19 protein-coding genes and 1 tRNA gene are annotated in these 23907 nt (G+C 74.9%); 9 read left to right on the top strand and 11 right to left on the bottom strand.

All coding sequences use genetic code 11. The annotated features are described in order from the left end of the window. Positions 1-83: 83 nt before the first annotated feature. Positions 84-941, bottom strand: a complete 858-nt coding sequence (locus tag IF83_RS0120190) for a triphosphoribosyl-dephospho-CoA synthase (protein ID WP_158711077.1) — start codon at positions 939-941, stop codon at positions 84-86. Positions 942-1560: 619 nt separating this feature from the next. On the opposite strand from IF83_RS0120190, the gene IF83_RS0120185 reads away from it, so the two are divergent. Continuing rightward, a complete protein-coding gene (locus IF83_RS0120185; protein WP_030546112.1) occupies positions 1561-2574 on the top strand; it encodes an alcohol dehydrogenase catalytic domain-containing protein in 1014 nt (337 codons plus the stop codon). 168 nt (positions 2575-2742) lie between these two features. Here IF83_RS0120185 and IF83_RS0120180 read toward each other — a convergent pair whose 3' ends face one another. Next, positions 2743-3243: a GNAT family N-acetyltransferase gene (locus tag IF83_RS0120180; RefSeq protein ID WP_030546110.1), complete on the bottom strand. Its 501-nt coding sequence runs from the start codon at positions 3241-3243 to the stop codon at positions 2743-2745. Between the two features lie 516 nt (positions 3244-3759). Here IF83_RS0120180 and IF83_RS34890 point away from each other — a divergent pair. From IF83_RS34890 to IF83_RS0120155, 4 genes are all read left to right on the top strand, one after another. Then, positions 3760-5712: a glycosyltransferase family 39 protein gene (locus IF83_RS34890; protein ID WP_051722999.1), complete on the top strand. Its 1953-nt coding sequence runs from the start codon at positions 3760-3762 to the stop codon at positions 5710-5712. A gap of 416 nt (positions 5713-6128) precedes the next feature. Then, entirely contained in the window at positions 6129-6719 is a 591-nt protein-coding gene (locus IF83_RS33805) for a QsdR family transcriptional regulator (protein ID WP_030546108.1), read from the top strand. Between the two features lie 933 nt (positions 6720-7652). Further along, a complete protein-coding gene (locus IF83_RS0120160) occupies positions 7653-8885 on the top strand; it encodes an alpha/beta hydrolase (RefSeq protein WP_158711072.1) in 1233 nt (410 codons plus the stop codon). Beyond that, complete coding sequence (locus IF83_RS0120155; RefSeq protein ID WP_051722995.1) at positions 8882-9820, top strand: carbonic anhydrase; 939 nt, start codon at positions 8882-8884, stop codon at positions 9818-9820. The genes IF83_RS0120160 and IF83_RS0120155 overlap by 4 nt, the downstream gene beginning before the upstream one ends. A gap of 159 nt (positions 9821-9979) precedes the next feature. On the opposite strand, the gene IF83_RS0120150 is transcribed toward IF83_RS0120155, so the two are convergent. Together IF83_RS0120150 and IF83_RS0120145 are read right to left on the bottom strand one after the other, a co-directional pair. After that, positions 9980-10288: a hypothetical protein gene (locus tag IF83_RS0120150; RefSeq protein ID WP_158711071.1), complete on the bottom strand. Its 309-nt coding sequence runs from the start codon at positions 10286-10288 to the stop codon at positions 9980-9982. A gap of 228 nt (positions 10289-10516) precedes the next feature. After that, positions 10517-10592: transfer RNA gene (locus IF83_RS0120145), tRNA-Thr, on the bottom strand. 419 nt (positions 10593-11011) lie between these two features. Here IF83_RS0120145 and IF83_RS0120140 point away from each other — a divergent pair. From IF83_RS0120140 to IF83_RS0120130, 3 genes are all read left to right on the top strand, one after another. Further along, the gene (locus IF83_RS0120140; RefSeq protein WP_030546099.1) at positions 11012-12148 is read left to right on the top strand and encodes an ABC transporter ATP-binding protein; all 1137 of its coding nucleotides are present in this window, start codon (positions 11012-11014) and stop codon (positions 12146-12148) included. A gap of 303 nt (positions 12149-12451) precedes the next feature. After that, a complete protein-coding gene (locus IF83_RS0120135) occupies positions 12452-12874 on the top strand; it encodes a hypothetical protein (RefSeq protein ID WP_030546098.1) in 423 nt (140 codons plus the stop codon). Positions 12875-12956: 82 nt separating this feature from the next. Then, positions 12957-13700, top strand: coding sequence for a nucleotidyltransferase family protein (locus tag IF83_RS0120130; protein WP_030546096.1), 744 nt, complete (start codon positions 12957-12959; stop codon positions 13698-13700). Positions 13701-14054: 354 nt separating this feature from the next. Here IF83_RS0120130 and IF83_RS0120125 read toward each other — a convergent pair whose 3' ends face one another. The 7 genes from IF83_RS0120125 to IF83_RS0120095 form a co-directional block, all read right to left on the bottom strand. Beyond that, complete coding sequence (locus IF83_RS0120125) at positions 14055-16226, bottom strand: DoxX family membrane protein (protein ID WP_078843646.1); 2172 nt, start codon at positions 16224-16226, stop codon at positions 14055-14057. 186 nt (positions 16227-16412) lie between these two features. Next, entirely contained in the window at positions 16413-17363 is a 951-nt protein-coding gene (rlmB, locus tag IF83_RS0120120) for a 23S rRNA (guanosine(2251)-2'-O)-methyltransferase RlmB (RefSeq protein ID WP_030546092.1), read from the bottom strand. A 380-nt stretch (positions 17364-17743) separates the two neighbouring features. Beyond that, positions 17744-19159 carry a cysteine--tRNA ligase gene (gene cysS / locus IF83_RS0120115; protein ID WP_030546090.1) on the bottom strand — a complete coding sequence of 472 codons (1416 nt, stop codon included), beginning with the start codon at positions 19157-19159 and terminating at the stop codon, positions 17744-17746. A gap of 191 nt (positions 19160-19350) precedes the next feature. Next, positions 19351-19755 carry a PPOX class F420-dependent oxidoreductase gene (locus tag IF83_RS0120110; protein ID WP_030546088.1) on the bottom strand — a complete coding sequence of 135 codons (405 nt, stop codon included), beginning with the start codon at positions 19753-19755 and terminating at the stop codon, positions 19351-19353. A gap of 539 nt (positions 19756-20294) precedes the next feature. Beyond that, positions 20295-20870 (bottom strand): 2-C-methyl-D-erythritol 2,4-cyclodiphosphate synthase, encoded by a 576-nt coding sequence (ispF, locus tag IF83_RS0120105; RefSeq protein ID WP_051722993.1) that lies wholly within the window; start codon positions 20868-20870, stop codon positions 20295-20297. Further along, positions 20860-21669, bottom strand: coding sequence for a 2-C-methyl-D-erythritol 4-phosphate cytidylyltransferase (gene ispD, locus IF83_RS0120100; protein WP_078843645.1), 810 nt, complete (start codon positions 21667-21669; stop codon positions 20860-20862). Before ispD ends, ispF begins: the two co-directional genes overlap by 11 nt. Before the next feature lie 449 nt (positions 21670-22118). Beyond that, the gene (locus tag IF83_RS0120095; protein ID WP_003953493.1) at positions 22119-22601 is read right to left on the bottom strand and encodes a CarD family transcriptional regulator; all 483 of its coding nucleotides are present in this window, start codon (positions 22599-22601) and stop codon (positions 22119-22121) included. Between the two features lie 608 nt (positions 22602-23209). On the opposite strand from IF83_RS0120095, the gene IF83_RS0120090 reads away from it, so the two are divergent. Then, a complete protein-coding gene (locus IF83_RS0120090; protein ID WP_030546081.1) occupies positions 23210-23887 on the top strand; it encodes a copper chaperone PCu(A)C in 678 nt (225 codons plus the stop codon). The last annotated feature ends 20 nt before the right edge of the window (positions 23888-23907 follow it).

Here is a 23907-nt window from a genome sequence, read left to right as displayed (position 1 = left end):
GGGCTGCACCTCACGCGCCGGCACGGGGCTGCACCTCACGCGCCGGCACGGGGCTGCGGTTCACGGGCGGGCACGGACCCTGGCTACCGGACCGGAGCCGGACCGGCGGCGGTGGGCGCGCCGGTCGCGGCCTGTTCGGCGTAGAGGGCGCCGGCCAGCAGGGGCAGGCTTCCGGCGGGGGTCAGCCCGTGCGTACGGAGGTCGGCGTCGAAGGCGGACAGTGCCGCCCGTCCCGCCTCGGCCGCCGTACCGCCCGCTTCCAGGACGGCGCGGGCGCCCGACTGGACGCGGCGCAGGCCGTGCGGGCCGGCCTCGTACAGCACGTGGGTGTCCTGCAGGGTGGACATGACGGTGAGCAGCGCGTCGAGCCGGGCGCCGGCCTCGTCCGCGCCGGCGTTCCGGGCCGTGTGGAGCGCGTCGAGCGCCCGGCGCACATGGGGCAGACCGGCGCGCGCCTCCCCCCGCGCGCCCGCCGCGCCGTAGCGCACCGAAACGGTCGAGCCCCGGGAGGGGCGGAGGGGTGCGGCCCGGTCGCGGTGGGCGGCGAGGCGTTTGACCACGGCGCCGAGTTCGCCGGGCGCGGCCCCCGGCTCCAGCGCCGACGCCGCCACCAGCAGCCCCAGCACCCAGATCGCCCCGTGGTGGGCGCGGGTGCCGCAGGCGGCGCGCCGGACGGTCCACTCCGTGGAGCGGCCGATGGCGCCCAGCTCGGCGCGGAGCTCCGGGGTGGGTTCACCGGTGCGGCGCGCGGCGGCGGCCATGGCCGTGAGCCCGGGTGCGAGGGCCCGGGCGGCCCAGCGGAGGGTGCCCGGGTCCGGGGCGGCGGGGCGGGCACCGGGGGCGCGGACGGCGGACTCCGTCCGGGGAGCGGAGGCACCGGGCGGGGGGCGGCCCGGCGCGGGGTGACCCGGCACGGGGTGACCCGGCACGGGGTGACCCAGCGCGGGGTGACCCAGCGCGGGGTGACCCAGCGCGGGGTGACCCGGCACGGGGTGGCCCGGCACGGGGTGACCCGGCACGGGGTGACCCGACGTGGGTTGGCCCGGCACGGGGCGGCCCGACGTGGGTTGGCCCGGCACGGGGTGGCCCGGCACGGGGCGGCCCGGCACGGGGCGGCCCGGCGCGGGTTGGCCCAACGCGGGTTGCCCCGGTACGGGTTGACCCGGCGCAGGGCGACCCGGCGCAGGGTGACGAGTGTCGGTGAGCCCCGGTTTCGGGGTGAGCTCCGTCACCGCCAGCACCGCCCGGATCGCCGTCTCCGCGAGGCGCGCGTCCAGCGCGTCGGCGAAGCGGCCGCGCCGTCCGCTCGGTCCGCGCCGTCCGCCCGTCGTCCCGGCTGCCGACAACGTCATGCCCCTCCCGCCCCTCGACCCGGCCCGGCGGGCTCCCACCGGTGAAGCGATCTTGGGGTTCGGCGCGCGTCCCGGCAACTCCTGGGCGGAAGAAGCTGCTCGAAGCGACTTGACCTCATCTTTGGTTGAGGTCGAAGAGTGGCCCCGTGGGCACGGCGGAGTCGCCGTTCCCGCCACCGACCCTTCACCGCCGCCGCCGGGAGTGCCCATGCTCGCGATCCGTCAGTACGCCTTCGGCCCCGCCGGAAATCTTCTCCCCGAGCGGGCCCCGGACCCCGCCCCCGGGCCGGGGCAGGTCCGTATCGCCGTCGAGGCCGCCGGGGTCCATCTGCTCGACACCGCGATTCGCTCCGGCGCGCAGGGCGGCCCCTTCCCGCTGCCCGAACTGCCCATGACTCCGGGGCGCGAGGTGGCGGGCACCGTCGACGCCCTGGGTGAGGAGACGGACCCGGACCTGCTCGGCCGCCGGGTCGTCGCGCATCTCGGCCGCTCCTCGGGCGGTTACGCCGAGCTGGCCGTGGCCCCCGCCACGGCGCTGCACACGCTCCCGGACACGCTGACGGCCGAGCGGGCCGTCGCCATGATCGGCACGGGACGTACGGCCATGGGCGTGCTGGAGACAGCCGCACCGACGGCCTCCGACACCGTGCTGATCACCGGCGCCGCGGGCGGTCTCGGCACCCTGCTGGTCCAGGCGGTGCGCCGCCGGGGCGCCACCGTGGCCGGTGTCGCGAGCGGCACCGCCAAGGCCGACGCCGTGCTCGCGGGCGGCGCGGACGCCGCCGCCGACCACACCGCCCCCGGCTGGCCCGAGCGGCTGCGGAAGGAGCTCGGCGATCGCGAGGTGACCCTCGTCCTCGCGGGCACCGGCGGCGAAGTGGGCCGGGCCGCCTTCGAGTTGCTGGGACGCGGCGGCCGGCAGTTCACCTACGGCTGGATGCCGGACGACCCGCTGTACCCGACGCCGGAGGAGCTGGCCGCGCGGGGCGTCACCTCGGAGGCCGCCGTCGGGCCACGGCTGCTGAACCGGCCCGGCGGGCTGCGCCCGCTGGAGACCGCCGCCCTGGAGGCGGCCGCCGCCGGGCACCTCGTGCCGGCCGTCCAGCTCTTCCCGCTCACCGAGGCCGCGGCCGCCCACCGGGCGCTGGAGAACCACGCCACGCTGGGGAAGGTCGTCCTGATTCCGGACGCCGGACGGCCGCGCCGCCCCCGCACCGGCTGAAAGGGGACGGGGTGACGTCGAACGGGGCCGGGGCGGCGAGTGGGTGATGTCCGCGGCCCGGCGCGAGCGGGCGATCCGCCGGGCGCCGAGGCCGGCTTGAGGCCGGCTTCGCTCCAGCGGGGTCCTACGACGCCGCTCCTCGACGGGCCAACGGCGCCTGCCGCGGTACTAGCCGGCTGCCCGGGCCTCCCTGGTCGCCTTCGCCGCGGCCAGGTCGTCCAGAGCGTCGCCGGTCAGGCGGTAGCCCGTCCACTCCCGCATCGGAATCGCGCCCATCGCCTCGTAGAAGTCGATCGACGGTGTGTTCCAGTTCAGTACGGACCACTCCAGGCGGCCGTAACCGCGCTCGGCGCAGATGCGGGCGAGCTCGGCGAGGAGTGCCTTGCCGTGGCCCCGGCCGCGTGCCTCCGGACGGACGTACAGGTCTTCGAGGTAGATCCCGTGCACGCCCTGCCAGGTGGAGAAGTTGAGGAACCACAGCGCGAAGCCCTCCGCCACGCCGTCCGTCTCCGCGATGTGCGCGTAGGCGGCGGGGCGGTCGCCGAAGAGCGCCTCGTGCAGGTGCTTCTCGGTGGCCCGCACCTCGTGCTCCGCCTTCTCGTAGACGGCCAGCTCACGGATCATGGCGGCGATGGCCGGGACGTCGCCGGCCGTGGCGGTACGAATCATGGGAACCAACTTACGGGCCCGGCCGGCGGGTCACCGGTCCGTCGCCCTCCGTCGCCGCCGGGTGAAGGACTTCGGTGCCGCACGCCCCCGGCGGGTTGCGGCCACTCCGGGCCGATCGGCTCCGGGAGAACAGGGCCCGGGGAGAGCGGAGTCCGGGCAGGAACGGGACCGGGAAGAACGGGGGCCCGCTGCGGCACCGGCGGCGGACGGAACCCGAGGCCGGCCAACCACGTCCCACACTGCGTGACTTCTCCCCGGGAGGACGCCGGCGGACGGCGCACCGACGCCGGCCGGGCGCAGCCCGAGTCGGCAGCCGGCACAGCCCACGCCGCGGGCGCCGAACGGAACCTGCCGGCGCAGCGCACGGCATCGGCCGCGCCACGGGCGCCGGACGCACCGGCCGCGCCAACCACCCCGACCGCGCCGGCTTCACCGACCGCACCCGTTCCACCGACCGCGCCGGCCGCGCCGACCGCACGGACCTCACCGACTGCCCCCATCCCACCGGCCACACCGGTGCTCCCCTCCCCGGGGCCCGCGCCACCGCCCGAGCCCTCGTCACCCCCGGCGCCCGGCAGCGGCACCGCCCACGTCACCGCGGAGGCCGCCCCGGCCGGCGCTCCCGCACGCGCCCCCGTCTCCTCCCCCGGCGCCACCGCGCCGCGCGGGCCGGCCCGCGACCTGCGCGTCCGGACGGCGGCGGCCCTGGCCTTCCCGGCCGCCGTGGCCCTGCTGCTCGGCCTCTGGGGCATCCGCCGGGAGAACAGCATGTGGCGGGACGAGTCGGTGACGTACCAGGTCGCCCACCGCGAACTACCCGAGATCTGGAGGCTGCTGGGCGAGGTGGACGCCGTCCACGGCCTGTACTACCTGCTGATGAAGGCCGTGTTCACCGTCTGGGACGGCGGGCTCGTCGCGCTGCGCCTGCCGTCCGTCCTGGCGACGGCCCTCGCCGCCGCCGGTGTCGCCGCGATCGCTCTCCGGCTCGCGGGAGCGCGGGCCGCCGTGTTCTCCGGGACGGCGTTCGCCCTCGTACCGATGGTGCAGCACTACGCGCAGGAGGGCCGTTCCTACGCCCTGGTCTGCGCCGCGGTCGTCTGGGCCTGCCATCTCCTGCTCCGGGGCCTGGAGGGTGGCGGTGCCCGGGTCTGGGCGGCGTACGCGGGCACGGTGCTGGCCGCCGCCTGGCTGCACGAGTTCGCCGTCCTGGTCCTGGCCGCCCACGGCGTGACGCTGCTCCGGTCCGCCGCGCCCCCGGCCGCGCGCCGGGCCTGGCTGCTCGCCTCCCTGGCCGTCGTGGCGGGAGTCCTGCCGCTGGCCGTGGTGAGCGCCGGGCAGGCCGAGCGGCAGCTCGGCTGGCTGGGCCGGCCGGGACTCGGCGCGTGGCTGCTGTTCCTCGCGCTGTCCGCGGTGGGCTGGGCGTGCGCGCGGGCGCTGTCGGTGATGCCGGCGGGCGGCCGCGCACAGCCGGTGCGACGGGAACCGGGGCAGGGGCCGGGGCCGCGGCCGGGGTCGATGCCGGACCCCGGGCCGGGATCGGGATCGGGATCGGGATCGGGATCGGGACAAGGTCTGCCACACCCGGCCCGCCCCGCGCCTGAACGATCAGAACAACCGGCCCGCCCCATGAAGCCGGAGCCGGACCGGCCCCAGGATTCGGAGCAACCGGGGCAACCAGGCCCACCGGAAAGACCCGGGAAACCGCGCCGGCCCCGGGGACCCGGCCGGCCGCCGTTCCCCCTGCGACAGGCACGGGCACCCATCCCCCCACCGCCTCCGCGACCCGCCGTCGGCCCGGCAGCCCTGGCGCTGCCGCTCCTCGTCGTCCCGGCCGGTCTGCTGATGACGGTCTCCCTGATCAAGCCGTGGTACGTCGACCGCTACGTCCTTTACGGCATGGCCGGCCTCGCCCTTCTCCTGGGCCTCTGCCTGGACCGCGCAGCGGACCCGGCGGTCCTCGGCCGGCTGCTCCCCCGGCGCCCCGTCCGGATCACGGTCGTGTGCGGCTGTGCCGCCGGGCTGGCCGCCGCCCTCCTCCCCTGGTCGCTGCTCATCCGCTCCCCGGAGAGCCGCAAGGACGACGCGGTGGCGGTGGCGGAAGCCGTACGGGAGTCGGCGGCCCCCGGTGACGCCGTGCTGTTCATGCCGTCCCGGCGCCGGGAGTGGCTGCTCTCGTTCCCCGGCATCCACGCCGATGTCGAGGACCTGGCGCTGCGGCGGAGCCCCGCCGACTCCGCGACCCTCCAGGGCACGGAGGTCCCGGCCGACGAGATCCGCCGGCGCATCCTGGCCGCGGACCGGGTCATCGCCCTCACCGACCCGGAGGGGCAGCCACTCGACGCGTTCCGCGCTGAGGCCGTGAAGCGCGAGACGCTGAACGCCCACTTCCGCAGGTGCGGTCCGGTCCGGGTGCACGGCGCGCAGGTCGTCGTCTATGTGCGCTCGGGGGCGTGCGGCTCCCGGGACTGACGCGGTGCTCGGGTGCGTGCGGCGCCGCGGACCGACGCGGCGCTCCGGAACCGACGCGGCTCCGGACCGATCCGGCGGAACGCGGCCGCGGAGGATCTCGACGAGGCCGCTGCCGCCCGCCGGGTGGACGGACGGGTGGCCGGACGGGTGTTCCACGTCACTGACGCACGACCGCTGTCCGGGGTATTCAGCTCAGGGGCGCAGCCGCGCTCCCGTCACGCGCGGAGCCCGCCGGGGCCCGTGGACCCGGCCTCGTACCGTGGCCGGCGCACGGGCATGCCGGCCGGGCAGCCCGTTGTCCGGACCCGCCGTCCGGGCTCGCGGGCGGCGGGAAGAGGGGGGCCGGCCGGCGTCGGCCTGCCGGACCCGGCTCTCCCGGAGCTGCCCGGGACGGACCGCCCGGGAGGAGGGTCGTCATGCCGCAACCACCCCAACCACCGCGCCGCCGGCGGGTGGTGAGCCGCGGCGAAGTGGTACGGGGCGCCTGCCACTACTTCCTCCGGCACGGCACCGTGGACATGGACGCGCTGGCGCCCGCCCTCGCCGTCAGCCGGGCGACCCTGTACCGGGTGGCGGGCAGCCGGGACGCGCTTCTCGGCGACGTGCTCTGGCGGCTGGCCGACGGTCTGCTGGCACGGGCCCGCCGGAGCCGGAGGAGCACCGGGGTGGACGGCGTTCTGGAGGTCACCCGCCGCTTCACCGCCGAACTGCGCGGGGCCACGCCCTTCCGGCACTTCCTCCGTACCGACCCGGAGACGGCAACGCGGCTGCTGACCTCGGGCGTTGTGCACCGGCGAGCCGTCCTGGCGCAACGGGCCATCCTGCTGGAAGCGGGCGGCGTCGGCTCTGCGGGCTCACCGGCCGGCCTCGCCGAACTGGACGAACTGGCCTACCTCTACGTGCGGGTGGTGGAGTCCGCCCTGTACGCCGAACTCCTCAGCGGCCGCCCGCCGGACTTCGTCCGCGCGGAGCGCGCGGCCCGCGCGGTGCTGCTGCACGGACGCTGAGCGGGGCGCGGGGGCCGCCGGGAAGCGGTGCCGCAGGGACGCTCATGAGCGGTGCGGCCGTTGACGGGCAGTGCCGCACGGCCCCTGAGCGGCGGTGCGGCACGAGCACGGGGCGGCGGTGCCGCACGGTGCGCGGCCGCCGCAACCGGCCTCTCCAGAGCTGAGACGGCTGTCTCAGAAGCGCTGCCGGGTCTGGTGCGCTCGCGCCGACGGTCGTAGGAAGGGACCGGTCTCACGCAACCCGCCGGTTCGCACAGCCATGCGGGGCAGCGGTGGCGCTCCCGGCTCTCCGGCCTGTTCGCTGTTCGCTTCGCTGTCCCTGTGCGCTGTTCGGCTCGCTGTACGGCTCGCTGTTCGTGTCAGCCTGCGTCCGCTTGCCTGACTTGTCCGCCGTCCCCTGTCCGCGCCCTGCTGTCCTGCCGTCCACCGTCCCGTCCAGCCGGTCCGCCGGCCGGCCTGCCCGCCGGCCCGCACCGAATGACGTACAGGGCGCCGGACATACGGGCCGCGGGGCGCACCCGGCGGCCGTCGCCGCCCGAGGCCGCTGTCACGGCCGGGGCGGCCGGGCACCGCCGGCGGGCGGCGACGGGCGCGGCGACGGGCGGCGGGTCGTGGGGACCGCTGTTCCCGGACGCCGGCCCCGGCTCCGGGCAGAAGACCTCGGAGGTGATCACGGTGGGTTCCGTCCCGTCCAGATCAGCAAAAGCCTTACTACCGACGGCCGTTGCGGCCTTGTGCGCGACGCTCATGGCCCTGCCGGCGCCGGTGCGGGCCGCGGAGGGACCGGCCGGGCCGGAATCCGCGCGGGCGGAGGCAGGAGCGGCGCGGACAGCGCTGCCGGAGCCGGCGCCGCCGGAGGCCGCGGAGGCGGAGAAGACGGCCGAAGCCGCGAAGGCGACGGCAGGGCGATCGAACACCCGGATGATCCCGGTGGTGTTCGTTCACGGTCACGAGGGATCGGCGCAGCAGTGGCAGTCCCAGGCGAAGCGGTTCTCGGGCAACGGCTACCCGGACCGCCTGCTGCACGCGTTCGAGTACAACACCCGCGTGGCGACCGACGACCACGCGATCGCGGGGCTGGAGGAGTTCATCGACGGCGTCCGGTCCCGGACCGGGGCGTCCGAGGTCGACGTCATCGCACACTCGCGCGGGACCCGCGTGCTGCACCGGTACCTCTCCGTCCCCGAACGGGCGGCCGAGGTGCGCAAGTACGTGAACCTGGACGGCGCTTCCAGCGACGAACAGCCCGGCGGCGTCCCCACCCTGGCCATCTGGGGCAGCGCCCAGCCGAACGGATCGATCGGCGGCGCCGTCAACGTCCACGCGGCGGACCTGGGGCACACGGAGACCGCGACGTCCGCCCGCAGCTTCGCCCACATCCACGCGTTCCTCCGCGGCCGGGCGCCGGCCACGGCGAAGGTGCTTCCCGAGCCTCCCAGACGGGTGGAGATCGCGGGGCGGGCCCTGCACTTCCCGCTCAACGCCGGGCTCGAAGGCCGCCTCGAGGTCTGGCGGCTGGACCCGGCCACCGGCGCCCGGGCGGACCGCCACCCGCGGCATGTCGTACGGACGGGAGCGGACGGGGCCTTCGGCCCGCTCGCCGTCAACGGACGCCACGTCTACGAACTGGTGCTCGTCCGCCCCGGTGAGCGCGTGAACCACTTCTACCCCGAGCCGTTCGAACGCAGCGACCGCTTCGTGCGGCTCCTCGTCTCCGCGCCGGGCGGCGTGGCGGACCGGGCCGACGCCTGCCCGGGGCACACGTCCGTCACCGTCGTCCGCAACCGGGAGTGGTGGGCGGACACCACCGCCCCGGACACCGACCGCCTCGAACTGAACGGCGTCCAGGTGCTCAACCCGGCGGTGTCTCCCGCCTTCCGCCAGATCCTGGGCGTCTTCGCGTTCGACCGCGACTGTGACGGGGTCTCGCACACGGAGGCGCCGCCGCCCCCGTTCGACAGGATTCCGTTCCTGACGGCCACGGACCTCCACCTCCCCGCCTCACCGGCAGCCGACGGCACGATCGCCGTCACCCAGACCATGCGCGGGACCGGCGGCGAGACGCGCACCCTCGCCGTCCGGAACTGGCCCTCGGACGGCCACACCGTGTCGGTGCTCTACAAGGACTACGCCGACACTGCGTTCGGAAAGGCCGCTCACCGATGACGCCGACCGGCCGACCGCCCGGCCGCACCCGGCACACCCGGCACACCGGACACCACGCCCCGGACTCGATCCCGCATCCCGGACACACCCCCGGCTCCGTCCTGCATCCCGGGACCACCCGGCGCGGCCTCGCAGCGGCGGCCGGTGCCGTCCTCCTCACCGCCCTTGCCGCCTGCTCCCCCGGCAGGCGGACCCACGGCGGCCCCGCCGCCCCAGCCGGTGGCACCGGCACCCCGAGCCCCGAGGAGCGGGCCGCGCACTGGGGATACGAAGGCGGGGCCGGCCCCGCCCACTGGGATGAACTGGCCCCGGAGAACAGAACGTGCGCCACGGGGCGCCGGCAGTCCCCGATAGACCTCGGCGCGGCCGGAACCCTTCCCACCAGCGGCGGCTTCACGGCCGGCTACCGCCCTTCGAAGATCCGGCTGAGCAACACCGGCCACACCGTCCAGGCCGACTTGGCGGCAGGCTGCGAACTCATCGTCGGCGGCACGCGCTACTCGCTCAAGCAGTTCCACTTCCACCTGCCGAGCGAGCACACCGTGAAGGGGCGCGGGACGGCGATGGAACTCCACCTGGTGCACCGGAGTTCCCGGGGCGACCTGGCCGTTCTCGGCGTCCTCCTCACCGCCGCGGCCCGGGGCGGCTCCCCCCTCGACCGGATACTCGGCGAGGGACTCCCCACCACACCGGGGAGTTCCTCGCCGCGTGTCCTGACCGTCGACCCCGGCACGTTCCTGCCGAGGGCCGGGGGCTTCTACCGTTACCGGGGATCGCTCACCACTCCACCCTGCTCGGAGGACGTGCTGTGGATCGTCCACCGCACTCCGATGCCGGTCTCCGAACGATCGGTCGAGGCCTTCCGCGCCCTGTTCCCCCACAACAACCGCCCCGTGCAACCCCGCAACGGCCGCACCGTCTCCCACTCCCGCTGACACCCGCGGGCACCCCCGCTGACACCCGCGGGCCCCTGCGCGACTACGGCACAGGGGCCCGCGGGCCGGGAGTGGGAGTCCGATGCGGCACTGCGGACTGAGCGACTCCCGACCGGTCCGGAAAGAGGAACTGGCGGTCGCGCCAGGCAAGGGGCACGCCTACCGCTGGACGAGGAGCACGGCACCGGTGATGGCGCATGCGGTGCCCACGATCGCGAAGATCCATCCCACGAGCTTGGTGATAACGCGTCTCGCTTTGCGCGCTTCCGCGCTCGGCGGGCCCCCGAGACCGTAGGCGCTGTGGAAATCCTGCTGCATCTGATCGCCCGCGGCTGCCACCGCCTCGGCATACCCGGTCCTCTTGAGCGCCGAGAACCATCCGATCAGGCCTGCTCCCGTACCCCAGAGCAGTAGGAAGACGGCTTCGCCTTGGGGTGACATGGCCCGGCCGGCCAGATGCGCGAGCACGTGCACAGCAGTTCCCCCTGGTCATGGCCAATGGGCGCGCACCGTACCGCACGGTCGAGGCGGCGACTTCCACCGGGACGGCTTCGGCACGCAGCAGGAAGGGACCAGCCGCGTGTACCACTGCCGAAGCGCGGGGTTGATCGGGGCTGACCGCCCCGGTTGATGTCACCTGTGAATGTCAAACGCCCCGGACGATCAACCGTCCGGGGCGTTCCCGCTGTTCAGGGCTGGAGCCGACTGTCGGGTTCGAACCGACGACCTTCGCTTTACAAGAGCGGTGCTCTACCAGCTGAGCTAAGTCGGCGTTGCGCGTTGCCGCGCGAAAGCGGCTCCACTGTACACAGAGGGCCGCTTCACCGGCCACGCCATTGGGGCGCGGCGGTCGGCCGGCGGGCACCGGCCCGGCAGGCTTTGGCGGCGGTCGCCCGGACCCCGGCCGGGCCTTCGCCGGCCCCGGCGGGCAGTCGTTCGCCGGGGGACGGCTCTCCGGCCGTCGGCCCGCGGCAGTCGGCTCACCGCTCCCGGTGGGTGGTCGGCGCATCGGCGGGTGGCTCGCCGCAGGGGTGGCCCCGCCACGGTGCCGGGGATTTCGCAACCCAATCGATACTGACAAAGGCTGGTCATACGGATAGCGTCAGGCCAGCGGTCCGCAATCTCGCGGGCCCGACATCACCTTTACTCGGATCGTCCGGCACGTTCCTGCCGGTGAAGGGACACATCACCATGGCTACGGTCACGTTCGACAACGCGACGCGCGTCTACCCGGGCTCGGAGAAGCCGGCCGTCGACAAGCTCAACATCGACATCCAGGACGGCGAGTTCCTCGTCCTCGTCGGCCCCTCCGGCTGCGGAAAGTCGACCTCCCTGCGGATGCTGGCCGGCCTGGAGGACGTCAACAGCGGCGCCATCCGCATCGGCGAGCGCGACGTCACCCACCTCCCGCCGAAGGACCGGGACATCGCCATGGTGTTCCAGAACTACGCGCTCTACCCGCACATGACCGTCGCCGACAACATGGGCTTCGCGCTCAAGATCGCGGGCGTCAACAAGACGGAGATCCGCAAGAAGGTCGAGGACGCCGCCAAGATCCTCGACCTCACCGAGTACCTGGGCCGCAAGCCGAAGGCGCTCTCCGGCGGTCAGCGGCAGCGTGTGGCGATGGGCCGCGCCATCGTGCGCGAGCCGCAGGTGTTCCTCATGGACGAGCCGCTGTCGAACCTCGACGCCAAGCTCCGCGTCTCCACCCGCACCCAGATCGCCGGCCTGCAGCGCCGCCTCGGCATCACCACGGTCTACGTCACCCACGACCAGGTCGAGGCCATGACCATGGGCGACCGGGTCGCGGTCCTCAAGGACGGTCTGCTCCAGCAGGTCGACTCCCCGCGCAACATGTACGACCGCCCGGCCAACCTCTTCGTCGCCGGCTTCATCGGCTCCCCCGCCATGAACCTCATCGAGGTGCCCATCACCGACGGCGGCGTCAAGTTCGGCAACAGCGTCGTGCCGGTCTCCCGCGAGGCCCTGAGCGCCGCCTCCGCCCGCGGCGACCGCACGGTGACCGTCGGCGTGCGCCCCGAGCACTTCGACGTCGTCGAGCACAACGGCGGCGCCGCACAGGCGCTCACCAAGGCGTCGGACGCCGCTCCGGCCGGGCTCGCGGTCGACGTGAACGTCGTCGAGGAGACCGGCGCCGACGGCTACATCTACGGCACCGTGGACGTCGGCGGCGAGTCCAAGGACCTCGTCGTCCGGGTCAGCAGCCGCGCGGTCCCGGAGAAGGGCTCCACGGTCCACGTCGTGCCGCGTCCGGGCGAGATCCACGTCTTCGCGACCTCCACCGGCGAGCGCCTCGCCGACTGAGTCCCGCAGCCCGCTGCTTGACGGCGGCGGTGCCGTGGCCCCGGCGAGGGGTGCGGCACCGCCGCCGTTTTCCGGTGTACGGGGCTCCCCGGCTCCGGGGCTTCGGGACTCCGGGACGCCGGAGCACCGGCGGGGCCCGGGAGTTGGCCGGCTCGGGCTGCGGGGGCGACGGGCGCGGCGGGTGCCCGGGGGCGGGGCGCAGCGGTCCCGGGCGTCAACCGGGCGCGGGCGGACTCGCCTGTGCCGTCACTCACCGGAGTGACCGAATGTCGCCATGTCATCACTCGTGGCTACCATCGCAGCGTGAACACCGTAGCTCGCCGAATCGGCCGCAGTCTCGCCCTCGTTCTGCCCGTCGTGCTCGTCCTCTCCGGGACGCTCGCCGTCACGAGCGTCGCCTGGTCGACCCACGAACCGGAGTCCGTGCTCGCCGCCTCCTCGGCGCGGGCGTCCACCGCCGCGGTGCCCCGTCCCGCCCATGAAGCGCTGCGCGACCGGCTCGTCGCCGAACTCCGGGAGGAAGACCCGGGCGTGGCGCTCACCCACCTCCAGGAGGAGGTCAACCGGCGCCCGTCGCTGGCCGCGCACTGCGCCTCCCTCGCGCGGACGCTGGGGCGCGCGGCCGTCGCCAAGTACGGGCCCCGGGAAGCGCAGAAGTTCTCCCGGCCGGTGTGCGACACGGCGTTCGCCTCCGGCGTGGCCCAGCAGGCGCACCGAGGACGCTGACAGGGCGGCGGGGCCCTGCTGCGGACGCCGCTCCGCGTGCGGGCGCGGCCGGGCGCCCCCGCACCTCGCATATCGTGCGCCCATGACTCTCCCCACCCAAGCCGTGGTCCTGGCCGGCGGCCAGGGGACACGGCTGCGTCCGTACACCGACGACCGGCCCAAGCCCATGGTCGAGATCCCCGGCACCGGGACGCCGATCATCGGCCACCAACTCGCCTGGCTCGCCGAGGAGGGCGTCACGGACGTGGTCGTCTCCTGCGGCCATCTCGCCGAGGTCCTCCAGGACTGGCTGGCCGCCTCCGCCGGCCGGCTTCCGCTGCGCGTCACCACCGTCGTCGAGAAGGAGCCGCTCGGCCGCGGCGGCGGGCTCAAGTACGCCGCCGCCTCGCTCCCCCATCCCGACCGGCCCTGGTACGCCGCCAACGCGGACGTCTGGACGCGCTTCCCGCTCCGCGACATGGCCGCCTTCCACCAGGAGCGCGACGCCGAGGCCACCCTCGCGCTGGCCCGGCCGCGCATCCCCTGGGGCGTGGTGGAAACCGACGCGTTCGGACACGTCCTCGACTTCATCGAGGCTCCGCCGTCGCCCTACCCCGTCAACGCCGGGATCTACGTCTTCTCGCCCTCCTTCGCCGCCCTGCTGCCCGACCGGGGCGACCACGAGCGCACCACCTTCCCCCGGCTCGCCCGGCAGCGGCGGCTGGCCGGCTATCCCCTGCCGCAGGGCGTGTACTGGCGCGCCATCGACACGGCGAAGGACCTGGAGAAGGCCGCGGAGGAACTGGCCGCCGTACGCGGGGCCGCCTCCGGCGAGGGTTCCGTCTGACGCCCGGGCCCGCACCGGCGCTTTCATCACCGGTGCCGGGCTCCCGGCAGGGGCACTCCAACTCGGGTGCCCGGCACGCAAGCTCCGGCGCAGAGGCTCTGACCGGGGCGCGCCGCCAGGTCGGGGCATGGCCCCGTACTCCGCTCCGGTCGCCTCGCGCAGCGTGGCCGCCGCGGGCCACACCGCACCGAGTGGCCGACGCGGCGGTGCCGCTCCCCGCGGACCGGCCTCACGGTCCGCCCGCAGCGCGGAGCCGCCCGGCGGGACCCGTGGCACTGCACGGGGCCCTCGCCGGGCCGCACGCGTCGTCCTCCGCCAGGGCAGCGCCGGCCGAGTTCCCGCGGCAGCGCCGCGTCAGCCCAGCAGGCCGCCCAGGGCTCCGCGGCCGCCGCCCGAGGAACCGCCCTCGGACCCGCCGCTCGTCGAGCCACCGCCCGTCGAGCCACCGCCCGCACCGCCGCCGGAGCCGCCCGACGCGTCGCCGCCGGACGGGCCGGCGTCCGGTGCGCCTCCGGCGCCGCCCGTCGTGGACGGGCCCGTCGTCCCGGCCGCCGGGGGTTCCGGAGCGAACGTCGGCTGGGACGGCGCCTGCCCGCCACCCTCCGCCGTTCCCTGCGTCGGCTGCGTGCCGTCGTTCCCGCTCTCGGCCGCGTCGGCCGAGTCCGGCGCCGACGGAGCGGTGGACGGGTCCGTCGACCGCGCGCCCTCCCGCCGGCCCGGGCCCTCCGTCGCCCCGTCCCCGGACGGGCTCTCCGGGTCGGAGCGGTCCGGCAGCGGCGAACCGGGCAGATGATTGCGCGGGGTCTCGCCGGGGCCGCTGGGCACGGTCGTCAGGTCCGTGGACCGCACCGCACCGCCCAGCGCCGCGCCCGTGATCAGCGAACCGCCCACGACGACGGCCGCCATCACCGAACCGCGCCGCAGCACCCGCCTGCGCAGCTCCCGGACCTCCACCCGCGGCCCCAGCCGCCGCCAGGCCTCGCTCGCCAGCCGGCCGTCCAGGGAGTAGACCGGGGCGCCCGCGATGACCAGCGGGCTCCAGGCGGCGAGATACAGCATGTCGGGGGCCTCGTAGCCCACGGCACCGCGCCAGCTGACGGTCAGCAGCAGAGCCGCCGACAGCAGGGCGCCGACGGACGCGGCGAGCCGCTGCCACAGCCCGCAGACGGTGAGCACCCCCACCACGATCTGCAGGAACGCCACCGTGAGCCCGGAGCCGACCGGGTGCGCCAGCGCGAAGTCGTGCAGCGGGGCCGCGACGCCCGAAGGCTCCAGCTTGCGCAGCCAGTTGACGAGGGAGCCGCGCTCACCGCCGTCGAAGTAGACCGGATCGCAGAGCTTGCCCATCCCCGCGTAGACGGAGATGAAGCCGAGCAGGATGCGCAGCGGGAGCAGGACGACGCCCAGGTTCATCCGGCGGCCGGGGTAGTACGCGTGCCGCACCGCGTCGGCGCCGCCCGGCCGGTGCCCCTCGCACGGCTCCTCCTCGCCGGGGGCGTGGTGCTCGTCCTCGTACGGTCCGGCCGTGCCGTACGGGTCGGTGTTCTCGCCGTACGGGTCGGTGCTCTCGTAGGCGAGGGTGGTCCTGTCCCGGGAGCCGTACGGGCCCTGCGGGTGGTAGGGGCCGTGCGGGCTGTGCGGGGTGTTCGCGTCGTGCGAGGCGTCGTCCCGGCCGTGCGCGTCGTCCGGGCCCTCCGGGGGGCGGTGGCCGTACGGCAGCGGGTACGGCGGTGTCGGCGGCGTGGGGGCGAAGGCGCCGCGCGCCGGCTCGGCTCCGCCCGGCGGCCCGCCCGGCAGCCGGGGGGTGCGCTGCCCGTGGACGGCCGGTTGGGGCCCTGTGCCGTCCCCGGGACGGACCCCGGGAATGAGCTGGGTCGTGTCCTCGGGACGGGCCCCGTGCAGGAGTTGGGTCGTGTCCCCGGAACGGACCCCGGGGACGAGCTGGGTCGTGTCCTCGGGACGGGCCCCGTGGAGAAGCCGGGTGGCCTCGGGACGGGCCCCGGGCATGAGCTGGGTCGTGTCCTCGGGGCCGGTCCGGGCCCGCGGGCCGGGACCGGCCCCGCGCGGGACGCTCCGGGCGCCCGGGGCCTCGCCGCCGCGCGGGTCGCGCCCCGTCGCGTCGAGGGGGCGTGTGACCGCCCCGCCCGCGTAGTGGTGGCCCGTGAGACCGGTGCCTCCGAACTCGGCCGCAGCAGGCTTGCCTGCCCGGGGACGACGCCCTCCGGGACGCTCCGCCGGCTGCTCGGTGGTGCGGCCGTCCCACACCGTCGGGGCCCGGCCGCCCGCCGCGGGAACGGGGACGGGGCCGGGGCCGGCAGCGGGGACCGGCGTCACCCGCGTGAAGCGGGCCGGGGCCGGAGCCCGCAGACGGGTCGGCGGCGCGGCGAGCTGCACCCGGAAGCTGGCCTGGTTGACGGCGACCCGAGCCGGGTCGGACGGCACCTTCACCGTGTTCCACGGCGACTCTTCGTCGAACCCCTGCGAGCGTCCCCCGGGAGGGCGGTGTGTTGTGGTCTCCACACTCATCTAACCGAGTGACAGCCGGTTAAGACACTGCCGCCCTCGCCCCGCCCCGATCCGTCCGGGGCCGGTCGGGGTCCGCACCGCCCCGCGGGGCCGGTGGGGTGTTCAACTGGCCCCGCCCGGCGAGCAGTCGGCTCCGGTCCGGACCCGTAGGCCGCACCCCGTTCCGGTCCGCAGGCGATACCCCGCTCAGGCCCGGCGGCTCGCCGCCTCGTAGAGGACCACACCGGCCGCCACACCGGCGTTGAGGGATTCCGCGCCGCCCGGCATCGGGATGCGCACCAGCAGGTCGCAGGTCTCGCCGACCAGCCGCGACAGGCCCTTCCCCTCGCTGCCGATCACGATCACGACCGGGCCGTCGAGGGCCTCGACCTCGCCGAGTTCCGTGTCGCCGTCACCGGCCAGGCCGACGACCATGAGCCCGGCCTTCTGGTACGACTCCAGCACTCGCGTCATGTTCGCGGCGCGCGCCACGGGCGTACGGGCCGCGGTCCCCGCCGACGTCTTCCAGGCCCCGGCGGTCATCCCGGCCGCGCGCCGCTCCGGCACGACGACGCCGTGGCCGCCGAAGGCGGAGACCGAGCGGACGATGGCGCCCAGGTTGCGCGGGTCGGTGATGCCGTCGAGGACGACGATCAGCGGGTCCTCACCGGCGTCGTGCGCCGCGGCGATCAGGTCGTCCGGATGCGCGTAGTCGTACGGCGGGACCTGGAGGACGAGACCCTGGTGGTTGAGGCCGTTCGTCATCCGGTCGAGCTCGGGGCGCGGCGCCTCCATGAGGTTCATGCCGCCCTCGGTGGCGAGCTGGATCGCCTCGCGCACGCGCTCGTCGCTGTCGATGTACTGCTGGACGTAGAGCGTGTTGGCGGGGACCCCCTCGCGCAGCGCCTCGGCGACCGAGTTGCGGCCGACGACCAGCTCATTGGTGCCCTTGGGGCCACCGCGCCGGGGCGCGGGGCGGCGGGCGGACTGCTTGGCCTTGGCGTTGGCGATGCGGTTCTTCACATGCCCCTTGCGGGCGGAGGCGGGCGGGGTCGGGCCCCTGCCCTCCAGCCCCTTGCGGCGCTGGCCTCCGCTGCCGACCTGCTGGCCCTTCTTGTTGCTGGTACGACGGTTCCTGCGCTGGCTGTTGCCGGCCATGGTTCACCTGGTCTTTCCTCGGCCGTCCTGGCGACTGCCTGCTCGGATCGTGTGTACGTGAGTACGCGGGTGTGGTGCGTGGTGCTGCGTGCGTGGTGCTGCGTCTGTGGTGCGTGTGTGCGGGGCGTTGTGCCCGCGGGGTGGTGCCTGGTGTCTCGTACGGGGTGAGCCGACGAGGCGGGCGCGGGCGGGCGTCCCCCGTCAAGCATGCCAAGAGCCGCGCGAAGCGCCCCCGGCGGTCCGGGTCCGGGGCGGCCCGGCTCAGCGGCCCAGCCGATCCGGACCGCGTCCCCCGCCCGTACGGACCGGCGGCCCGTGCGGCCGCACACGCGTCCGCCGGGCCGTCCCCGGCCACCCCGTGCCGGACGCCCGGGCTCCCCTCAGCGGGAGCCGAGGCTCCAGCGGGGGCCCGACGGGGTGTCCTCGATGCTGAGGCCGGACTCCTGGAGCCGGTCCCGGATGGCGTCGGCGGTCGCGTAGTCCTTGCGGGACCGGGCTGCCTGCCGCTGTTCGAGCACGAGGTGGACGAGGGAGTCCACCACGCCGTGCAGATCGGCGGCCGACTCACCGGCGCCGCCCGCGCCCGCCCCGGACCACCGGGGATCCAGCGGGTCGAGGCCCAGCACACCGAGCATCGCACGGAGCTCGGCGAGCCGGGCGGCCACCGCCTCCTTGTCCCCGTCCGCCAGCGCTGTGTTCCCGTTGCGGACGGTGGTGTGGACGATGGCCATGGCCTGCGGCACGCCCAGGTCGTCGTCCATGGCCTCGGCGAAGTCCCGCGGCACCTCGGCGGCCGGCTCGACCGGGCCGCCCGCCAGCTCCACCGCCCGCTGCACGAAGCCCTCGATCCGCCCGAAGGCCGACTCGGCCTCCCGCAGCGCCTCGTCGGCGTACTCGATGGTGGAGCGGTAGTGCGGGGTGCCGAGGTAGTAGCGGAGCACGATGGGGCGCCAGCGCTTGACCATCTCGGAGACCAGCACCGAATTGCCCAGCGACTTGGCCATCTTCTCGCCGCTGATCGTCACCCAGGCGTTGTGGGCCCAGTACCCGGCGAACTCGTCGCCGTACGCCTTGGCCTGGGCGATCTCGTTCTCGTGGTGCGGGAAGACGAGGTCGACGCCGCCGCCGTGGATGTCGAAGGCCGCGCCGAGGTACTTGTGCGCCATGGCCGAGCACTCCAGGTGCCAGCCGGGCCTGCCGCGGCCCCACGGGGTCTCCCAGCTCGGCTCACCGGGCTTGACGGCCTTCCACATGGCGAAGTCACGCGGGTCCCGCTTGCCGGTCTCGCCCTCGCCGGAGGGCTGGAGGAGGTTGTCCAACTGCTGGTTGGAGAGCGTGAGATAGCCCTCGAAGCTGCGGACGTCGAAGTAGACGTTGCCGTCGGCGGCGTAGGCGTGGCCCCGGTCGATGAGGCCGCGCATCATCTCGATCATCTCGGGGATGTGACCGGTGGCGCGGGGCTCGTAGGTCGGGGGGAGGCAGCCGAGGGCGTCGTACGCGGCGTTGAAGGCGCGCTCGTTGCGGTAGCCGATCGCCCACCAGGGCTCGCCGGACTCCGCCGCCTTCGCGATGATCTTGTCGTCGATGTCGGTGACGTTGCGGACGAACGTCACCTCGTAGCCGCGGTACTCCAGCCACCGGCGCATGATGTCGAAATTGAGCCCCGAGCGGATGTGCCCGATGTGCGGGGGCGCCTGCACGGTCGCGCCGCACAGGTAGATCGAAACCCGGCCCGGACTGAGCGGGGTGAAGTCACGGATCTGCCGGGCGCCGGTGTCGTACAGCCGAATAGTCACCCGCCCAGGGTACTGAGTTTTGCGGGCCCTTCCGGACAGGTTTCCGCGGGCCGCGGGACGGTTCCGCGGCCCGCGGTTCCCCCGGCGCGCCGCGCGGGTGCGGGGCGGGGGAGGCCGGTGAGCCGGGGAGCCCCGGGCCTCCGCCTCCGGCCGTCGGCCGGGCGGCCTGTCCGGGCGGCGCGCCCGGAAGCTCAGAGCCGGCCGGCGACCTTGCGGGGTGTGACGCGGACGACGACCCGGGGTGCGTCCTCGCCGGCCCGGGGGTTGAACTCGGCGTACGTCTTGCCGGTGTACTTGAGCGACAGCTCGTCGATCAGCTCCTGGCCGCCCTCCTCCGTGATGGTCACCTCGCCGCGGATCTCGCCGTAGAGGTACGGGTCCTCGGGGTGGGTGACCAGCACGCTGACCCGCGGGTCGCGGCGGAGGTTCTTCTCCTTGCGGCGGCCGACGGTGGTCGAGATCAGCACGTCCTCGCCGTCGCGCTTCACCCAGACCACCGAGACCTGCGGGCTGCCGTCGGGCTGGACCGTGGCCACGGAGGCGAAGACCGGGGAGTCGAGGACCTGCTTGAGTTCGTCGGAGAGTGCGGTCGGCACCGGGTTTCCTTCCCTCGGGACGTACGGATGGACGGACGGGCGGGGTGTGCGCCCCGGCCCGGCCCGGCCCGGCCGAGAGACCGTTGCGAGATGCCTACGGGCCTGCCGGACTACGGCCATGCGGGGCGCACAGGTGTACGGGGCGTAGGCGGCAAGGGTCGCCGCCACTGCCGTTGATCCCGCCCGGTGATCCCTTCCCTCGCGCGCAACCGGGACACCTGACGGCCCGGGAGAGGCATCCGTCCGGCGGCCCGGCCGAGTGCGGCGGGCCGTGCCGGCGCAGGGCGCGACGGGCGGCCGGAGCGGACGGACCGGGGCGGGCGACGGCCCGGCGGAGGCAGAGGAGAGACGAAGACGAGAGGCGGGAGGCAGCGCGGCGTGACGAGAGGGGGGCGACGGGCGGCCGGGGCGGACGGCCCGGAGCGGGGCGGGCGGCGGCCCGGCGAAGGCAGAGGGAGAGGCGAGGACGACAGGCGGGAGGCGCGGGGAGCGGGGACGGGGAGGCGGCCCGGCGGTCGACGGCCGGCCGCCTCCCCCGGTCAGCCCGCGTCCGGGTGCGCGTCCGGGTGCGCGTCCGTGCCGGGGTACGCGTCCGCGTCCGGGAACACCAGGGCCGTCGCCAGGGCGGCCAGCCCCTCGGCGCGCCCCGTCAGCCCGAGCCCGTCCGTCGTCGTACCGGAGACGGAGACCGGCGCGCCGACCGCCGCGGAGAGCACCTTCTGGGCCTCCTCGCGCCGCTTGCCGATCTTCGGCCGTACGCCGATGACCTGGATCGCCACATTGCCGATGCCGAAGCCCGCCTCCCGGACGATCCGGGCCGCCTCGCCCAGCAGCGTCAGACCGGAGGCGCCGGACCACTCGGGCCGGCCGGTGCCGAAGTGGGCTCCGAGATCGCCGAGTCCGGCCGCCGAGAAGAGGGCATCGCAGGCCGCGTGGGCGGCGACGTCGCCGTCGGAGTGCCCGGCGAGGCCGTCTCCGGCGTCCTCCCAGAGCAGGCCGGCGCACCACAGCTCGCGGCCGGCCTCGAAGGCGTGCACATCGGTGCCCACGCCGACCAGCGGCAGCCGGAAGGCGGGGGTCCCCGGCGGCACGGGCGGCAGGGGATCAGAAGCCATCGGTGGCCCTCCTGCGGGCGAGTACGGCCTCGGCGAGGACGAGGTCCAGCGGGCGGGTCACCTTGAACGCCTCCTCGTGGCCCGGCACGACCACGACCGGCAGCCCGAGCCGTTCGACGAGCCCGGCGTCGTCCGTCGCGCCCTCCCCCTCGGGCGCGCTCTTCTCGTGCGCCCGGGCGAGGGTCTCGCGGTCGAAGCCCTGCGGGGTCTGCACGGCGCGCAGCCGGGCGCGCTCGGGCGTGCCGAGGACGGTCTCCGGGCCGCCGTCGGTGCGGGGCTCGACCTCCTTGACGGTGTCGGCGAGCGGCAGCGCCGGTACGACGGCGGGCGCGCCGCCCCGTACGGCGGCCGCGACGGCGTCGACGGTCTCCACGGGCACGAGCGGGCGCGCCGCGTCGTGGACGAGGACGGCGGTGATGTCGGCGGGCAGGGCGGCGAGGCCGAGGCTCACGGACTCCTGGCGGGTGGCGCCGCCCGGGACGACCGCGACCTCGGTGGCGGTGGGCAGCGCGTGGTCGTCGAGGAGGGTGCGGACCTCGGCGGCGCCGTCCGGCGGTGCCACCACGACGACCAGCGAGACGGCGCGCGAGCGGGCCATGGCGCGGACGGCGTGGACGAGCATCGGCGTGCCGCCCAGGGTCCGCAGCGCCTTGGGGGCACCGGGCCCGAGGCGTACGCCGCGGCCTGCCGCGGGAATGACCGCGGCGGTGCGGTGCGCGGGCCGCGGGGGCCCGGTCTCGGGGCGCGGGTCCGGGCCCGGCCGGAATGGGGTGGCGGGAGAAGTCGTTGAAGAGGACATCGGATTGGCGTTCAGGTTTGCTTCCTCGGCCGACGTGGGTATGGCCACAGCGTGCCAGGCTCGATGCCTCGGTCGGTCCCTTCCGTGACAACCGATCGGGGAAGCCGCCCGGGCCCGGCACGCCTTGAGCGGTCCGGTGGCGTCAACGCCCGGCGATCGCGTCGGCGGCACGGTGGGGATTCTTTTTTCGGGCTGTGAGGCCTGTCGTGGCTGTGGGGTTGCTGTGCGCCCCGGGTTGCTGAGCGGTTATTGAGCTGCTGCGCGGGCGCCGTGGCTGTACGGTACGGGAACCGTGTGAGCCCGGGGCAGAGGGCGCGGGGGCGGGCATGCCGCAGCGCCCGGCGACGGACATACGTCACTCGGGCACCACGGCATTGCTGTTCCGCCGTTGCCGGACGGATGCGCATCACCGGCTGATGCGTTCCGATCCCGGCGGGGGCGGCCCCGTTTCAGGACGCGAGGACCTCGTCGAGCAGAGCCTCGGCCTTGTCCTCGTTCGTGTTCTCCGCGAGAGCGAGCTCGCTCACCAGGATCTGGCGGGCCTTGGCGAGCATCCTCTTCTCACCGGCGGAGAGTCCGCGCTCACGCTCACGGCGCCAGAGGTCGCGAACGACCTCGGCGACCTTGATCACATCGCCGGACGCGAGCTTCTCGAGATTTGCCTTGTAGCGCCGGGACCAGTTGGTCGGTTCTTCCGCGTAAGGTGCGCGCAGCACCTCGAAGACCCGGTCCAGCCCGTCCTGGCCGACCACGTCGCGGACACCGACGAACTCCGCGTTGTCCGCCGGAACGCGGACCGTCAGATCACCCTGGGCGACCTTCAGCACCAAGTAGGTCTTGTCCACGCCTTTGATCTGGCGAGTTTCGATGGCCTCGATCAGCGCGGCCCCGTGATGGGGATAGACCACGGTGTCGCCAACCTTGAACGTCATGTGACAGGTACCCCTTCCGTGGCTATCCAGAGTAACACGGGAACGAGGTGTTCTGAATGGCGTTTTCGCAGGTCAGGGCGCATCTCGGGGCTTGACAACACCGGCCGGGACGTGCTGCGGAGGGCCCGGAAAAGCGGGTATTCGCAGGTCGGGACGGCTCTCCGGGCGGCGCGAAACCCGCCGGCCGCACGCCCCCGAAGTTCTGCACACCCGGCAGAACATCCCGAAATGTCGGAATCCAGGTGGAGGATTTCCGCTACTCCGTTCGGCTCTGGGGGAGCTGATCCCGGCCGGTTTCGGAATTGATCAACACGGCGTGCCCGGCGGCCGCGCCGCGCCGGGGGCCGCCGGAATTCCGGACCCCCGCACATTCCCCGCCGATAACCGCGGCGGCGGGTGCCGGACCGGTATTCCGCGGCACCGCAGGTGACCACCGGTTCCGGACGGCGCGGCCCCTGAAGCGGGTCGGGTGCGGAAGCGAAGGGGCGGATCGGTAATCTGGCCCCGCTGACACACCCCGGGTGGCCCCGCCGGCCGCCTCCGCCGTCCATCCGCGTCCGGGCGAAGCCGTTCGGCCGCCGTAGCTCGTCCTAGGAGAAGCCGCCGCCGTGAGCCGCAGCCTTCGACGCGGCATCCTCGCCGCCACCGCCGTCGCGTTCTCGCTCCTCACCGTCTCCGCGTGCGGAGCCGGGAACGAGGCCGACACCAACAAAGTCAGGCCCGACAACGCCGGCGCGTCCGTCGGCGAGATCAAGATCCAGAACGTCAACGTGATCACCCAGGCGGAGGGCGCCGAGGGGCCGGCCGTCGTCTCGGCCAAGATCTTCAACACCGGCGGCACCGCCCAGACCCTGGAGTCCGTCACGGTCTCCGAGGAAGGCGTCAAGGCCGAACTGTCCCCCGCCAAGGGCTCCGGTCCGGTGACCATCCCGGCCCACGGCTCGGTGATCCTCGCGGGCAAGGGCAACGCCGCCGCGGAGCTCGAGAGCCCCGAGGTCGAGGAAGGCGGCGTCACCCCGGTCGTCTTCACCCTCAGCGGCACCGGCGAGATCGAGGTCAACGCCTTGGTCATGCCCGCGGACGGCTACTACGAGCGCTTCGGCCCGAGCTCGCAGCCGTCGCAGTCGCCCACGGCCTCGCCGAGCAAGTCGCCGGAGGACACGGAGAGCCCGTCGGCCTCCGAGACCGCCATGGAGTCCCCGGCCGGCGACGAGGAGGCCGAGGACGGCGCTCTGGAGGACGTGTCGAACGGCGACGAGGAGCCGGAGGGCGCCGCGGGTCATTGACCCGTACGGCCGGGCGGCCG

This window comes from Streptomyces albus subsp. albus, assembly GCF_000719865.1.
GTDB lineage: Bacteria > Actinomycetota > Actinomycetes > Streptomycetales > Streptomycetaceae > Streptomyces > Streptomyces albus_E.
Note: the sequence above shows the minus strand (reverse complement) of the source record. Positions and strands in the feature narration are given on the sequence as shown.